This window comes from Mycolicibacterium sp. HS_4_1 (assembly GCF_054515875.1).
This window is the reverse complement of record NZ_CM137261.1, coordinates 1,104,949-1,120,192: the sequence shown is the minus strand read 5'-3', so window position 1 is coordinate 1,120,192 and position 15,244 is coordinate 1,104,949. Positions and strand designations below refer to the sequence as shown.

12 protein-coding genes are annotated in these 15,244 nt (G+C 66.0%); 5 read left to right on the top strand and 7 right to left on the bottom strand.

Annotated elements, in window-relative coordinates:
* Nucleotides 1-27 precede the first annotated feature (27 nt).
* Nucleotides 28-1,299: a uracil-xanthine permease family protein gene (locus ACX12F_RS05355; RefSeq protein ID WP_459368606.1), complete on the top strand. Its 1,272-nt coding sequence runs from the start codon at nt 28-30 to the stop codon at nt 1,297-1,299.
* On the opposite strand, the gene ACX12F_RS05350 is transcribed toward ACX12F_RS05355, so the two are convergent.
* Both ACX12F_RS05350 and ACX12F_RS05345 read right to left on the bottom strand, forming a co-directional pair.
* Nucleotides 1,272-4,409, bottom strand: a complete 3,138-nt coding sequence (locus ACX12F_RS05350; protein WP_459368605.1) for a bifunctional cytochrome P450/NADPH--P450 reductase — start codon at nt 4,407-4,409, stop codon at nt 1,272-1,274. The genes ACX12F_RS05355 and ACX12F_RS05350 overlap by 28 nt on opposite strands.
* A gap of 70 nt (nt 4,410-4,479) precedes the next feature.
* Nucleotides 4,480-5,985 (bottom strand): flavin-containing monooxygenase, encoded by a 1,506-nt coding sequence (locus ACX12F_RS05345; protein WP_459368604.1) that lies wholly within the window; start codon nt 5,983-5,985, stop codon nt 4,480-4,482.
* Between the two features lie 129 nt (nt 5,986-6,114).
* Here ACX12F_RS05345 and ACX12F_RS05340 point away from each other — a divergent pair, with 129 nt between their 5' ends.
* Nucleotides 6,115-7,311, top strand: a complete 1,197-nt coding sequence (locus ACX12F_RS05340) for a PucR family transcriptional regulator (protein ID WP_459368603.1) — start codon at nt 6,115-6,117, stop codon at nt 7,309-7,311.
* Between the two features lie 278 nt (nt 7,312-7,589).
* On the opposite strand, the gene ACX12F_RS05335 is transcribed toward ACX12F_RS05340, so the two are convergent.
* Nucleotides 7,590-7,952 carry an Rv1152 family transcriptional regulator gene (locus ACX12F_RS05335; RefSeq protein ID WP_459368602.1) on the bottom strand — a complete coding sequence of 121 codons (363 nt, stop codon included), beginning with the start codon at nt 7,950-7,952 and terminating at the stop codon, nt 7,590-7,592.
* An 85-nt stretch (nt 7,953-8,037) separates the two neighbouring features.
* Between ACX12F_RS05335 and ACX12F_RS05330 the strand changes: the two genes are divergently transcribed.
* A complete protein-coding gene (locus ACX12F_RS05330) occupies nt 8,038-8,766 on the top strand; it encodes an NAD-dependent deacylase (protein ID WP_459368601.1) in 729 nt (242 codons plus the stop codon).
* A gap of 14 nt (nt 8,767-8,780) precedes the next feature.
* On the opposite strand, the gene ACX12F_RS05325 is transcribed toward ACX12F_RS05330, so the two are convergent.
* Genes ACX12F_RS05325 through ACX12F_RS05315 form a run of 3 tightly spaced genes read right to left on the bottom strand, consistent with a single transcriptional unit; the run spans nt 8,781 to nt 12,300 of the window.
* Entirely contained in the window at nt 8,781-9,410 is a 630-nt protein-coding gene (locus ACX12F_RS05325) for a class I SAM-dependent methyltransferase (protein ID WP_459368600.1), read from the bottom strand.
* Nucleotides 9,411-9,412: 2 nt separating this feature from the next.
* Complete coding sequence (locus ACX12F_RS05320; RefSeq protein WP_459368599.1) at nt 9,413-10,087, bottom strand: TetR/AcrR family transcriptional regulator; 675 nt, start codon at nt 10,085-10,087, stop codon at nt 9,413-9,415.
* On the bottom strand, nt 10,084-12,300 hold the full coding sequence (locus tag ACX12F_RS05315) for an MMPL family transporter (RefSeq protein ID WP_459368598.1): 2,217 nt from the start codon (nt 12,298-12,300) through the stop codon (nt 10,084-10,086). Before ACX12F_RS05315 ends, ACX12F_RS05320 begins: the two co-directional genes overlap by 4 nt.
* Before the next feature lie 336 nt (nt 12,301-12,636).
* Here ACX12F_RS05315 and ACX12F_RS05310 point away from each other — a divergent pair, with 336 nt between their 5' ends.
* Nucleotides 12,637-12,759, top strand: coding sequence for a hypothetical protein (locus tag ACX12F_RS05310; protein WP_020099274.1), 123 nt, complete (start codon nt 12,637-12,639; stop codon nt 12,757-12,759).
* A gap of 274 nt (nt 12,760-13,033) precedes the next feature.
* Nucleotides 13,034-14,005 carry an IS481 family transposase gene (locus ACX12F_RS05305; protein WP_459367750.1) on the top strand — a complete coding sequence of 324 codons (972 nt, stop codon included), beginning with the start codon at nt 13,034-13,036 and terminating at the stop codon, nt 14,003-14,005.
* On the opposite strand, the gene ACX12F_RS05300 is transcribed toward ACX12F_RS05305, so the two are convergent.
* Nucleotides 13,970-15,139, bottom strand: a complete 1,170-nt coding sequence (locus tag ACX12F_RS05300; RefSeq protein WP_459368597.1) for an acyl-CoA dehydrogenase family protein — start codon at nt 15,137-15,139, stop codon at nt 13,970-13,972. The two genes, ACX12F_RS05305 and ACX12F_RS05300, sit on opposite strands and share 36 nt — an antisense overlap.
* Nucleotides 15,140-15,244 lie beyond the last annotated feature (105 nt).

Genomic DNA, 15,244 nt, shown 5'->3' with positions numbered 1-15,244 from the left:
ACGGGCCCCGTCCGGCAATATGACCGGATGATTCCCCTCGCCTGGACGCCGGTCGGTCCGGACGCCCCTGTCGTCGCCCCCGATGAACGGCTGAGCTGGCCGCGCACCATCGGCATCGGCGCCCAGCATGTGGTGGCCATGTTCGGCGCCACCTTCCTGGTGCCGGTGCTGACCGGTTTCCCGCCCGCCACCACGCTGTTGTTTTCCGGTATCGGAACCATCGCTTTCCTGTTGATCACCGGAAACCGGCTGCCGAGTTATCTCGGGTCGAGCTTCTCGGTGATCGCGCCGGTGACAGCCGCGACTGCCGCGCATGGCAGCGGCAGCGCGCTCGGTGGTCTGATCGCCGTGGGTCTGCTGCTGGTCCTGGTCGGCGCGGTGGTCCATCTGGTCGGCACGCATTGGCTGGATCTCACGCTGCCGCCGGTGGTCACCGGCGCGATCGTCGCTCTCATCGGGTTCAACCTGGCTCCCGCGGCGAAGAACAATTTCGAGAAGGGACCGCTCGTCGGCCTGGTGACGCTGGTGCTGCTGATCGCGACGCTGGCTTTCTTCCGGGGCATCATCGGCCGGCTTGCCATCTTTCTGGCGGTGGTCATCGGTTACCTGCTGGCGCTGGCCCTCGGTGAGGTCGATACGACCGCCATCGCTTCTGCCGCATGGATCGGGCTGCCCGAATTCCGCAGTCCGTCATTCAGTCTGGCGGTCCTGCCGATGTTTCTGCCGGCGGTGATCGCGCTCATCGCCGAGAACATCGGGCATGTGAAATCCGTGGGTCAGATGACCGGGAAGGATCTGGATCCACTGATTGGACGGGCGCTCGCGGCGGACGGGGTGGCCACCGTGCTGGCCGGTGCCGGCGGCGGTTCGGCCACCACCACCTATGCCGAGAACATCGGGGTGATGGCCGCGACGCGCGTCTACTCCACCGCCGCATATTGGGTGGCCGCCGCGGTGGCTGTCCTACTGTCGTTGTGCCCCAAGGTCGGAGCCGCGATCTCCGCCATCCCGCCGGGTGTGCTGGGCGGGGCGACAATCGTCCTGTACGGCCTGGTCGGCATCCTCGGCGTGCGGATCTGGCTGACCAACCGGGTGGACTTCTCGCAGCCGATCAACCAGATGACCGCCGCGATACCGCTCATCATCGGCATCGCCGATTTCACCTGGCGCGCCGGACCATTGACGTTCACCGGTATCGCGCTCGGTTCCGTTGCGGCACTGGTGATCTACCACGGTATGCGCGGGCTCACGGCCCTGCGCGGCGGGACGCGCTACCCGGCCCAGACGTCCTCGACATAGCGGTCGGTGCTGACCAGACCCGCCAGCCAGGCGCGGGCCGCATCGTCGTCGGCGCCGGTCCGGCTGCGGTAGATGTCCTGGAACGCGGCGCGCACGGCAGGCGCCATCCGGGCGCCGTCGCCGCACACGTAGACGTGGGTGTCATTGTCGGGGTTGCCGAGCATGTCCCAGACTTCGTCGGCGTCCGCAGCGATGCGGTCCTGCACGTACTTGACCTCATCACCGGCTCGGGAGAACGCCGGCCGCATCCGGACGATGCCGAGGCGCTCGGCATCCTCGGCCTCGTTCCGGAACAGGTAGTCCACGTCAGGGTGTCGTACGCCGAAGAAACACAGCGCTGCGGTGAACGGCTCCCCCGCCTCCAGCGCGCCGAGGCGATCTCCGATGAAGCCGCGGAACGGGGCGACGCCGGTACCGGCACTGACCAGGATGACGTTGCGGGCCGGGTCCGCACCGGCGCGAAAAGCCTGCCGGGCCGGGTCGACACGCATCCGAATCTGCTGCCCTGGCACAGCATCCGCGAGGTAGCTGGATGAGACGCCGCGGAACACGCCGGTTCCGGAGCGGGCCGGCCCTTCGAGCACGCCCACCACCAGCTCGACTTCACGGGCCCGCCGGCGCGACGACGTCGCGATCGAGTAATGGCGTGGTGACATCGGTTCGAAGAGTTCCAGCAGCTCCGCACGGCTGAGCTGGGTGGCCGGAAACTCCACGAGGCATTCGGTGATGCTGAGCGCGCGGGTCTCGGGATTGTCGGCCAATGCGGTCAGCGCGGCGCGTTCCGGTGGGCACGGGTTCGCCGCCGCGAGCCGCGCGAGTTGGCTGCGGGTCGCCGGTCTGCGGAGTTCGAGAAAGTGCGTAAGCAGTTCGCGCACAGTGACTTCCCGGTCGATCGGGATGGCCCGCCGCGTGCTGCGCCGGGGATTGATCGAGATCCGACGATCGAGGCGCAGGTCCAGTAGTTCGGCGACCTCGTCGACGAGTGCGGGACTGTTGTCCGGCAACACAGTGAGGTGATCGCCCGTCTGATAGTCGACGCCGTCCGGCAGCGCGATGCGGATCAACCGCTTGTCCTGCCCGAACTCGGAGCCGGTGTCCACCAACGGAATGTTGTCCAGCACCGTGGCCGGCTGCACCTGGTAACGGGCGTCGATCGCCGCGGTGACCGGCCCGTCGATGGCGCGCAAGTCGTAGAGCGACTCCTCGGCCACGGGTTCATCCGCGGCAACCACACCGAAGACACTGCCGAGCGCATTCCACAGTGCCACGGAGAAGTCCTCCACCACACCGGCGAAGTCACCCGACGTGTCGGCTTCCGCCATCGGAAAGAGTTGCGTGGCACCGAGTTCCGCGAGCCGGGCATCGATGCGCCGGGGTATGGCCATGTAGGTCTCGGCCCAGTTGCGGTCACCGACACCGAGCACCGCATACGGCACCGCCGGCACCCGATCCGCCGTTTCGTCCAGCCAGTCCATGAATGCGCGGGCGTCGTCGGTCGGCATCCCGTTGTACGACGCGGCGACGATCACCACCGCCCCCTGGTCCGGCAGCGCGCCCGCCGCGGAATCCAAAGCGGCAACGGTCGTTTCGTAACCGAGGTCGACGGCTTCGTCGCCGAGCTGCTGAGCCAGCGACCGGCAATTGCCGAGGTTCGACCCATGCAGCACAAGCAGTTTCGTCCCGGACGGCACCGCCACGCGGGATTGGGTCACCGGCGCCACCGTGACGGCGGCGGGAGCCTGCCGCCGTTCCTCCGGGGTTCGGCGAATGAGCCGCAGATGGAAGCCCTCCGGCTTGCGCAGCAGGTCGCTGTGAGTGCGGAGGGTGTAGTGCTCGACGTCCACGAACCGGTAGCGGTGCACCAGAGTCGCGATCGCCATGGTCGCTTCGTGCAGCGCGAATTGGCGTCCGATGCACGACCGTGCGCCGGTCCCGAACGGCTTGAACAGGTTGACCGGACGCTGCCCGGCCCGCTCGGTGTCGAACCGATCGGGGTCGAAGATGTCGACGTTGTCGCCCCACTCCGGTTGCCGGTGTAATGACGAAGTCAGCACCGTCACCGCTGCACCGCGCCCGACGGGATACTGGCCGCCGATGACGGTGTCTGCCAATGCCATTCGGTCGAACTCGCGTACCGGCGGGGACAGCCGCAACGTCTCGTCGATGATCCGGCGGATGTAGGTGAGCTTGCCGATCTCATCGAATGCCGGCACATGGTCGTCGCCGGGGCCGAACACCGCGTCGGCCTCCGCCTGCGCGCGGTGGAGCACCGCCGGGTTCTTGACGATGCTGTATAGCGCCGTCGGCATCACCGTCGACGTGGTGTCCTGCCCGGCGACCATGAACGTGGCGATCTGGTTGCGGATGCTGGCGTCGTCGAGGATCGGTTTCCCGTCGGGACCAGGCTGCAGCATCAGCACCAGGAGGTCGTCCAGGTCGGCCTCGCCTGCGCGGTGGCCGGCGATCAGCTCCGCAATGAAGGCGAAGAGATTGGTGCGCTCGGCCTCGAAGACCGCCTGGTCGGCACCCGGTCCGAGCAGTATCTGGTTCAGCGCGGCTGCGAAACTGGCGGGGACGTCGGCAAGGCCGTCGTGCTGAAAGGAGTCGAACCTGGCGCCGAACCCGGCCAGGCCCACGGTGTCCATGGCCAGCTTCGCCAGATCACCCGCCACGTCCACCGAGCGGGTACCGACGGCCGCGTCCCACTGCTCCACCAGCTGGCGGTTGATGTCGAGCATCGCGGGGTGATAGCTCCGCAGTCCACTGAAGCTGAAGCCGGGAATCAACAGATCGTGGGCCTGCTGCCAGCCGTCCTCACCGGTGTAGGCAGTGAACAACCCGTTGCCGGCGAGCGGGCGGAACCGCGCCAGGCGGTCGGTGAGGGCTTTGGCGAACCGGGTCTCATCGCACAGCTCATCGACCAGCGCCAGGGAGCAGGCGTACAACCGCCGACTGCCGCCGAAGTCGGCGTAGAACAGCGGGCCGTATTCCTCCGTCAGCAAATCCAGCGGCAACGAATACGGCCGCCCGGGCACCGGCCCGGGCGGCAATTCGACGCCGACAGCTGAAGGGAGACCGGGGATCTCGGGCGGCACGGCTGGCAACTTCATACATTCCGTCGCTTCGCTCGCCTTAGATGTCTCCATTCACGCCAGCGTAAACGGCCGCCCTGAGTGCCGATCAGGAAATCGGCACGAACTCCCGAGCTTCGGTGCACGCAGCGGCCGTGAACCGCAGGTTCGGGTCCGCCACCGCACCGTGGCGCAACATCTCGCGGTCGAAGTTGTAGTTCATCGACATCACCCACGGCCCCGAGGCACCTTGCCGCGGCAGCGTGTCAGCGACCCGCTGCACGTACCCGGCGGCGAAGTCCAGCAGCGGCTTGGTCTCCATGCCGGCGTCGCCGAACACCGGCCGCACGCTATCGAATCCATTGGCGTCCATGTGCTTCAGCAGTCGGCAGAAGTGCTCGCACAAGAGCCCGACCTTGAGGGTCCACGAGGAGTTCGTGTAGCCGAAGGCGAAGGCGAAGTTCGGCACACCCGACAGCATGATGCCCTTGTAGGCGACGGTGTCGGCGAAGTCGACGGCCTCGCCATCCACGGTCAGCGTCATGCCACCGAACAGCTGAACGTTCAAACCTGTTGCGGTGACGATGATGTCGGCATCCAGGTGCTGCCCCGACTCCAGCTCGATACCGGTCTCGGTGAATGTCGCGATGCGGTCGGTCACCACCGACGCTTTGCCGCTGCCGATGGCCTTGAACAGGTCGGCATCCGGAACCGTGCACAGACGCTGATCCCACGGCTTGTAGTTGGGGCTGAAATGCGTGTCGACGGGGTATCCCTCGGGCAGCTGCCGGGCGTTGGTCCAGCGGATCACGCGTCGGGCGGCGGCCGGGTACTTCTGGCACAGGGTGTACACCGCGCGCTGCCGGATGACGTTCTTCCGTCGAGCCAGGGCGTAACCGCGATCAGCGCCGAGCACCCGACCGGCCACGTTGGCGAAGGTGTCCTTGGCCGGCACCGGAAGGACGTACGTCGGTGAGCGCTGCAGCATGGTCACGTGCGCGGCGGTGTCTGCCATCGACGGCAGCAGCGTGACCGCAGTTGCCCCGCTGCCGATGATGACGACCTTCTTGCCAGCGTAGTCGAGGTCCTCGGGCCAGTGCTGCGGGTGCACGACCTGGCCCGTGAAGCGCTCGCGGCCCGGGAACTGCGGCGTGAAACCCTCGTCGTAGCGGTAGTAGCCGCCGGCACAGAACAGCCAGTTGGCGGAGATCTGCATCAGTTCGTTGGTATCGGTCCGCTCGACATCGACGACCCAGCGCGCGGTAGCACTGTCCCACGCGGCGCCGAGCACCTTGTGGTGGAACCGGATGTTGCGGTCGATGTTGTTCTCGCTGACCGTCTCTCGCAGGTAGGCCAGAATCTTGCCGGCGGAGGCGATGGCGTCCTCGTCGCGCCACGGCTTGAACTCATAGCCGAACGTGTGCAGGTCGGAGTCCGAGCGAATGCCGGGGTACCGGAACAGGTCCCAGGTGCCACCGGTCGCGCCACGGGACTCCAAGATGGTGTACGTCCGTCCGGGATGTTCCTTCTGCAGGTAGAAAGCGGCACCGATGCCGGAGATTCCGGCGCCGACGATCAGCACGTCGACCTGGTTGGTGGTGGCGGTGTGCTCCATTGCGACTCCCTGTTGGCGGTGGTGGGCGTGGAAACAATGGTCGGACCCAGCAACCCCTCAGTGAAGGCCAAAATATCCCAACTTTGATGATTTGCGGTGCACTATGCACCAGCGCGATAGCCTGATCCCATGGACGACACTCAGCCATCAGCGCAGGTACGCGAGCTGATTCGGCAGTGCGCACAGGTGGTCGTCAACGCCCGCGCGGAATGGCTCGACGAACTCGACCGCGCCGTGCTGGGCGCCAATCCGGCCATCGCTTCCGACCCCGAGCTGGCCGCGGCCGTCAGCCGCAGCAACCGCTCGAATCTGCTGTTCTGGGGTGCGGCCAACGTGCGCGATCCCGGCGCACCCGTACCGCCCAACGCCGGCGCCGAGCCCATGAGCGTCGCCCGGGAAATGGTCCGGCGCGGCGTGGACTCGTACACCCTGGACGCCTACCGGGTCGGCGAAGGCGTGGCGTGGCGGCGCCTGATGGACATCGCCTTCGAGCTGACCACCGACCCGGCCGAACTGCACGCGATGCTCGACGTGTGCTCGCGGTCCATCAGCGACTTCATCGAAGCCACCCTGGCCGCCATCGCCGCCCAGATCGAACTCGAGCGCGACGAACTCACCCGCGGCAGCCACGCCGAGCGGCGCGCAACGGTCGCACTGCTCCTCGAGGGCGCCCCGATCCCCCGGCAGCGCGCCGAAAGCCGCCTGGCCTATGGACTCGGCGGCAACCACACCGCCGCCGTCATCTGGACCGACAATCCAGATGGTGATCTATCGCAATTGGACCGGGCCGCTGAGGCTTTCGGGCAAGCTGCGGGCGGCCGACCACTGAGTGTGCTGGCCAGTACCGCCACGCGGTGGGTGTGGGCACCAGGTTCGGTCGATGTCGACTCATTGACACCTGCCGCCGGACGCGAAGTCCGGATCGCGGTCGGGTCGACAGGCACCGGGGTGGACGGGTTTCGGCGCAGTCACTTCGATGCGATCACCACGCAACAGATGATGGCGCGACTGCACTCACCGCAGCAGATCGCGGAGTACACCGACATCGAGATGGTCGCGCTGCTGACCGCGGATGCCGACCGCGCCGCAGTCTTCGTCAAGCGCGTACTGGGTGATCTGGAATCGGCGGGCCCGGAATTGTGCTCTGCGGTCCGGATATTCGTACGTGAGCAGTGCAACGTCTCCCGCGCCGCCGGCAAACTCTTCACACATCGCAACACCCTGTTGCGCCGACTGGCCCGGGCCGACGAACTGCTACCACGGCCGCTGTCGGAGAACAGTGTCGAAGTGGGCGTCGCACTGGATGTGTTGCATTGGCGCGGTTGAGATTTCACCGTACCCAGATCACTGATCGAAATGTGGTGCGACGCCTCATCCCCGCGCTGCGCACCAGCGCTGGCGCTGCGGGCGCGCCGGCTCTTCATCGGCACTCGCGGTCGGGAGCCGTCAACCTGAGCTGACAATGTCACGTTCTGTGACAGCTCCCAGCGCGCCCCAATCGGGAGCCCGGCAGTGGTCTGGAGTTGAGGCACGAATGTGCACGCAGGTCGCCGGCTCCGCGAAATCGGCGATCTGGCCGCACACGCGCGGAGTCGCCCCGGGGCCTACTCGAACGCCGCGTCCAGATACCGCAGCGCGTCGGCCTTCAGCACACCCAACGCCCGGGCGGTGTCGGCGAACGCGTTGGCCGCATCCACCATGGCGGCAGCAGCTGGGTCGGCCGCAGCCACGAAAGTTCCTGACCTCCCCCGAGTTTCGAGAACGCCCGCGGCCTCCATCTCCCGGTAGGCGCGAGCCACGGTATTGGCCGCCATCCCCAGCGTGCCGGCCAGCTCACGGACGGTGGGCAGCCGGGTCCCGGCGGGCAGGCGGCCACTACGAATGGCATCGATGATCTGCACCCGCAGCTGGTCGAACAAGGGTCCTGCGTGCGGGTCGAGGTGCACCCATTCACCGAAATCGGTCATCAGCCGAGTATGGCCGATGGCGCTCAACCCCATTCTCGCCGTCGGCGAGTGGCCCAGATCACCCGAAACCCGATAACGTGGGCTGATGCGGGTGACGGTGTTCAGCGGTGCGGGGATGTCCGCCGATAGTGGCGTGCCAACCTTCCGGGACGCCGAGACCGGCCTGTGGGCCAACACCGACCCCTACGAGATCTCAAGTTCGGACGCCTGGCGCCGGCACCCGGAGCGGGTGTTCGCCTGGTATCTGTGGCGGCATCACATGATGGGCAACGTGTCCCCCAACGACGGGCACCGCGCGGTGGCCGCATGGCAGGACTACGCCGAGGTCGACGTCGTCACCCAGAACATCGACAATCTGCACGAACGGGCCGGCAGCACTCGCGTGCACCACCTGCACGGCAGCCTTTTCCACTTCTATTGCGACAGTTGCAAGGCCGATTTCGAGGGCGCGCTTCCGCCGATGCCGGAGCCGGAAATCGCCGTCGAACCACCAGAGTGCTACTGCGGCGGGCTGGTTCGGCCCAACGTCGTGTGGTTCGGCGAGAACCTGCCGTCCGGCGCGTGGCACAACTCCGTCGCGGCGGTCAGTGCCGCCGACCTGGTGATCACCGTCGGTACGTCGTCGGTGGTATACCCGGCGGCATCCCTGCCGGAAGCAGCTGTGCAGCAGGGTATTCCGGTGATCGAGGTGAATCCGCAGCCCACCCCGTTCTCCGATCAGGCCACGGTGTCCCTGCGGGAGACAGCGGCGACGGCGCTGCCCACCTTGTTGCAGCGGCTGCCCGAACTGCTGCCCATGATCAAGCAGGCCTGACTCTGGCCCAACCGCTAGTTAGGCCGGACCGCCCGGCCCAATGCCACTTCCGCCAGCGGCACCCAGCCTGGCAGCATCAGCACCCGCCGGGCGTCCACGACCTGGAATCCCGCACCGGCGATGCTCTGCTCGGTTTCGCGGTGCGCGTGGCAGTTGCCGGAAATCTTCGGCCAGAACGTCGAATCCAGGAAGCGCTGCACCCGGCCGCGCACCCCGCCGCTGGCGACGTGCTCGAAGTAGCGCAGCTCACCGCCCGGCTTGAGACGCGAATACATCTGCCGCAAAACACTTTCCGGCTGGTCGACCGAGCACAGCACCAGCGAGCACACGACTGCGTCGAACAGATCGTCGCTGTCGAAGTTCTCGACGGTCTCGGTGCGCACGGTCACCGGCACGGGCGCGGTCAGCGCCGCCTCCCGCGCCAGCGGTGCGAGCCGCACCTCGGGCTCGACGGCCACCACTTCGGTCACGGTGTCCGGGTAGAAGGCGAAGTTGGTTCCGGTGCCGGCACCGATTTCCAGCACCCGGCCGCTGAGTCCGGCCAGGTTCTCCTGGCGCAGTTTGGTCATGAACTTTCGTTCGCGTGACGACATCGCGATCCACATGCGGGCGAAGAACGGGTTGTCCACCGTCGTATCGGTCATCGTCAGGAGCCTTTCAGTCGCTCGACCAGCTGCTGCGGCGTATCCGGGCCGCCCAGTCCTTTCACAATGCCACCGAGACACGCAGCACTGAGCACCCGGTCCGCGAACTCCTCGAAATCACCGAACGGCAGATACGGCCGCGAGATGAACAGGGCCGCCAGGCCGTGTGCCACCGTCCACAATCCGAGCGCCGTCACCGTGACGTCTCCCGCATCTCCCCGGGGATAACTCCCCTCGTCCATCAGCGCTTGCACCGAATCCCGCATGTGTACAAATGCTGCGGCGTCGAGGGCCTGATCCACGTCGCTGCCCGGCTGCCCCTCGGACATCATGGCGATCCGGTACAGCTCCGGGTTCTCCCGGGCGAAGCGGACGTACGCCAGCCCTTGGGCGCGTAGCCGGTCGATCATGGTCGGTTGCTCGGCGGCCACGTGTTGCATGACCTGGTCCAGTCGCTCGAAGTACCGCCCGCACACCGCGTCCAGCAATGCGTCCTTGTCGGCGAAGTGCAGGTAGATCGACGGCGGGGTGACACCGACCCGTTGAGACACCGAGCGGATGGACACCGCCTTCTCCTGATTGGATTCGAGAAGCAATTCGGTTGCCGCGTCGATGATTTCGTCACGCAGCTGGTCACCCGACCCGCGCGGGGAACGACGCCGCCTGGCCGCTGTCATTGCGCGCCGCACGCCGACGGCACGGGCGCGGACTCACTGATGCCGATGTGCTTGTGCAGCCGGGCCAGCGGCGCCGGTGCCCACCAGTTCCACCGCCCCATCAGGTGCATGAAGGCCGGCACCAGCACTGTGCGCACGAGGGTGGCGTCCACCAGGACGGCGATGGTCAGCCCGAGGCCGAACATCCGCATGAACGACACTTCCGCGGCGATCAGCGCGCCGAACGATATCGACATGACCAGCGCCGCGGCGGTGATCACCCGGCCGGTGTGGGCCAGCCCGAGCGCCACGCTCTCGTCGTTGTCCTGCTCCACGAGCCAGAATTCGCGGATGCGAGCCACCAGGAACACCTCGTAGTCCATGGACAACCCGAACGCGATACAGAACAACAGCACCGGCATGTTCGAGGCCAGCGTCCCCGTCGCAGTGGTGCCGAGCGCACCGAGATGGCCGTCCTGGAAAATCCAGACCAAGGCGCCGAAGGCAGCGGTGAGCGAAAGGACATTGAGCACAACGGCTTTCACCGGCAGCACCACGCTGCCGGTCAGCAGGAACAACAGCCCCAGGGTGATGAGGGCAATGACGGCCAGCACCCACGGCAGCCGATCGGTGACGGCCCGCACGCTGTCGTGGCTGATCTGCGCGATGCCGGCGAGCTGTACGGCGCGCCCGTCCGGCCCCCTGACCGCGTGCACCGCATCGAGTTGCGCCTGCGACGCGTCGGAGAACAGCGGCGCGCTGCTGCCGATGGTCAGGAAGGCGCTGCCGTCGACGATCGCAGTGCCGGGGCCGGCGGGCCCGACCTTCCGGCCGCCGGCGAAAGTGCCGGTCGGCGCCGACACTTCCGTGACCGCAGCGATGCGCGACAGGTCGGCGGCGTAGGTATCGAAGGCGGCCGGCGACAGCCCTGCCGCGTTGGGAATGACGGCCGTGATGTCGGTCGCCGAATTGTTGGCGAAGTCGTTGCGCAGCTGGTCGCCCACCTGATGTGCAGACGCAGAATCGGGCAGCACCCGTTCGTCGGGGAATCCCCACTTCGCGCCGAGGAACGGCGCCCCCAGCACCAACAGCAGTACGACGACGGCCAGCCCGGCCGACACCGAGCGGCGCATCACGGCCTTTGCCGCGCGGTACCAGAACATCTCCTGCACCGGCTTGGGCGCGGCGCTGCGCCGGAACAGGAACGACAGGCTCAGGGAGTCGAGCCGGTCGCCGAGCAGCCAGATGGCCGCCGGCGTGACGATCACCGCCGCCGCCGCGGCGAACGCGACCGTCGCGATGCCGGCGTAGGCGATGGAGGTGAGGAAGTACATGGGGAACATCAGCATCGCGGCCATCGACAGACCGACCGTCGTGGCCGAGAACAACACCGTGCGTCCCGCGGTGACCATGGTGCGGATCAACGCCCGGTCCCGGGGCTGTCCCTCGGCCACCTCGTCGCGATACCGACTGATGATCAACAACGTGTAGTCGATGGCGAGCGCCAGACCGAGGGCGGTGGCCACGTTCAGCGCGAACACGGACACGTCGGTGAAGAACGTGATGGTCCGTAGCACCGCGAGCGTGCCGGTCATCGCCAGGCCGCCGACCAGGATCGGCAGGGCCGCGGCAACCAGCCCCCCGAAGACCCACACCAACACCAGGAAGCTCAGCGGCACCGCGATGGATTCCATGACAAGCAGGTCGTGCTCGGTCTGCGTGTTGATCTGGGAGTAGACGATGGCCCCGCCACCGGCTTTGACGGTGACGCCCGGGCGGTCGTGCACCACTTGGTCGGCGAGTTCCCGCGCGTATTTCTGCGCGTTGTTCTCGCCGCCGTTCATGCCGGCCACGATCAGCCCCGACTTACCGTCCTTGCTGATGAGCTCGTCGGCCGCAGCCGGCGGCACAGTCCAGGCCGAGGACACATAGGCCGCGTGGGGTGAGGCTTTCAGATGGTCGACGATGTCGCGGGCGGCCGCGGAAGCCGCCGGCCCATGCACCCCGTCGGGCGCGGTGACGGTAACCAGCATCGGCATGTCGCCCTGATGAAACTTGGTGGCCAACAGCCGGCTGGCTTGCGACGACTCCGCTTTCGGGTCTTGGAAACCACCGGCCGGCAGGGTCTTGACCACCGGGACGCCGAAGATCGCCGCAGCGATCAGGACCAGCCCGGCCAGCGCCAGAATTCTCTTCGGCGCGGCGATGGCCAGCAGCGCAATGCGGTTCAGCATGAACTCCCCTTCGGATAACATCGCTAAGTTATCGGCGATAACTCAAACGTGTCAACAGTGGCCCGCAGTGATCACGAGATTTATTGACGTCCGGTTCAGGTGGTCGACCAAGTGTTACCGAGGTGACGGTCATCATGTTTGCTACTCGCCAGTGAACTAAGGCGCGATCCGGGGCGCGAAAAGCGCATCAAGATCGGCTGTGGCCTTGCGGAATGAGTCCTACTCACGGGTCACTTAGCGACCCGGCTCAGCCAACCTACCCAGCGGTAAGAATTGCCAGTGTTTTCCGAATCGTGACTCAAAGATTTCTTAATAGCGACCCATAGCCTCATAGACATGTGGATCGACGACACCAACGCAGATGTCATCAAAGTAGATTTCGATGCCCTGTACCACGGGGACGTCCTGATCGAGGGTGACACGTCCGAGCAGTTCCCCGACCTCGCCGAGGCTGTCTGATTCCGCGGGTTCACCCGCGAGTCTGACGCCGCGCCGAAGGCGACGCCTGTGCGCTGAACCGCGCACAGGGACTCGTAGGGTGATTTCCAGCGTCAAAGCCGCCGACCGATAAGGCCGGCGGCTTTTGTTGTGTCTGGGCCGGAGCCCTCGCTGACGCCTACAGCCCTAGGTGTAACTCTTGGACAGGTTGTGAACGGCGTGGTGAGCGGAAATAGGTGAGGACCTCCGGTATCGCTGTGGTTACCACACACACATCGATCACCGAGAGGTCCTCGTGTCTCACCGTAATGCCTTCCTGACTCCGCGTGGCCGTTTGGCTCTGGCTCAGTGTGTTGTTGATGACCGATGGCCGCTGGCTCGTGCTGCCGAGCGATTCCAGTGTTCGAGGGCCACGGCCAAGAAATGGGCCGATCGCTACCGCGCTGGAGGTAAGCAGGCGATGGCCGATCGCTCCAGCCGCCCGCACCGTAGCCCGCGGCGCCTGGCGCAGCGTCGCGAGCGCCGGATCATCAAGGTGCGCTTCACCCGTCGCTGGGGCCCGCACCGCATCGCGGCGCACCTACGGCTGCCCCGCTCGACTGTGGAGGCGGTCCTGCGCCGCTACCGGATGCCGCTGCTGCGTGATCTGGACCAGAACACCGGGTTGGTCGTGCGCCGACCCAAACCTCACCGCTACGAGCATCCCGCGCCCGGAGACCTGGTCCACGTCGACATCAAAAAGCTCGGTCGCATCCCCGACGGCGGTGGGCATCGCAAACTCGGGCGCCAAGCCGGACGGCGCAACCGCAGCGGGGCCGGCTACGCCTACCTGCACCATGCCGTTGATGACCACTCGCGGTTGGCGTACTCGGAGATCCTCGGCGATGAGCGCAAACAGACCGCCGCCGATTTCTGGGTCCGGGCCAACGCCTACTTCAATGGTTACGGCATCACTGTTAAGCGGGTGCTGACCGATAACGGATCATGCTATCGGTCAAAGGTTTTCGCTACCGCGCTCGGCGATGGCATCAGCCACAAGAAGACCCGGCCGTACCGTCCCCAAACCAACGGCAAGGTCGAACGATTCAACCGGACCCTGGCCACCGAATGGGCCTACGCACGCACCTACCTATCAGAGGACGAACGCGCCGTGACCTATCCCCACTGGCTGCATCACTACAATCACCATCGACCCCACAGCGGCATCAAAGGCAAGACACCCATCGACCGCCTACGCGTTCACAACCTGCCTGTGAAGAACACCTAGGTCCCGACCGATGACCTCACGCATGATCTCGTTGGAGCCCGCCCAAATCTTGGTGACACGGGCGTCCTTCCAGGCCCGCGCGACCCGGTACTCGTTCATGAAGCCGTAGCCGCCGTGTATCTGGACACAGTTGTCCAGAATCTCGTTCTGCACCACCGAACTCCAGTACTTGGCCTTCGCCGCGTCGATGGCGGTCAACTGACCACTCAGATGCGCCGCCACACAATTGTCGACATAGGCCTGCGTCACATCGAGTTTGGTGACCAACTCAGCGAGCAGGAACTTGTTCCATTGCAGTGAGCCGATGGCCTGGCCGAACGCCTTGCGCTCCTTGGCGTATTCGACGGTGTCTTCCAGAATCCGCCGGACGTGAGCGAGATTGGCCACCGCAACGCTGATGCGTTCCTGAGGCAGCAGCGTCATCATGTGGATGAAGCCCCGGTCGACCTCACCGATGATCGCCGACTCGTCGACCCGCACGTCTTCGAAGAACAGCTCCGCGGTGTCCGCTTCGGGCTGGCCGACCTTGTCGAGCTTGCGGCCACGCGTGAACCCGGGCATTCCCGTTTCCACGGCGAACAGGGTGATGCCCTTGGAGCCTTTCTCCGGCGCGGTTCGCGAGGCGACGATCACCATGTCGGCCTGGGTCCCGTTGGTGATGAACGTCTTTGAGCCGTTGATGACGTAGCTGGAACCATCCTTGACCGCGGTCGTCTTCAACGCGGCGAGATCCGATCCACCGGACGGTTCGGTCATCCCGATAGCGGTGATCATCTCGCCGCTGCAGAACTTCGGCAGCCACCGACGCTTCTGTTCCTCGGTGGTCAGCGTGACCAGATACGGGGCGGCGCAGTCATAGTGAATGGTGAAAGCCGACGCCGCCACGGCACTGGACCGCGAAAGTTCTTCACACAGCACGGTATTGAAGCGATAGTCGCCCGCGGCACTGCCGCCGTACTCTTCGGGCACCTCCAGCCCCAGATACCCGTTGCGGCCGGCCTCCAGCCACACCTCGCGGTCGATGTAGCGCTGCTCGATGAATTTGTCTTCATTCGGCTCGATGTGGCGAGCGACGAATTCCCGCACCGATGCCCGGAAGTCGTCGTGATCTACCTCGAACAAGCTGCGCTGCATATCAATGTCCTTAACGCGTACCGGGTCGCTTACGGCCAAAAGCTACCTGGCCACCCGCCGCCGAACGAACTGAGGGCTGTGACCCTTCCGGAGTCACAGCCCTCA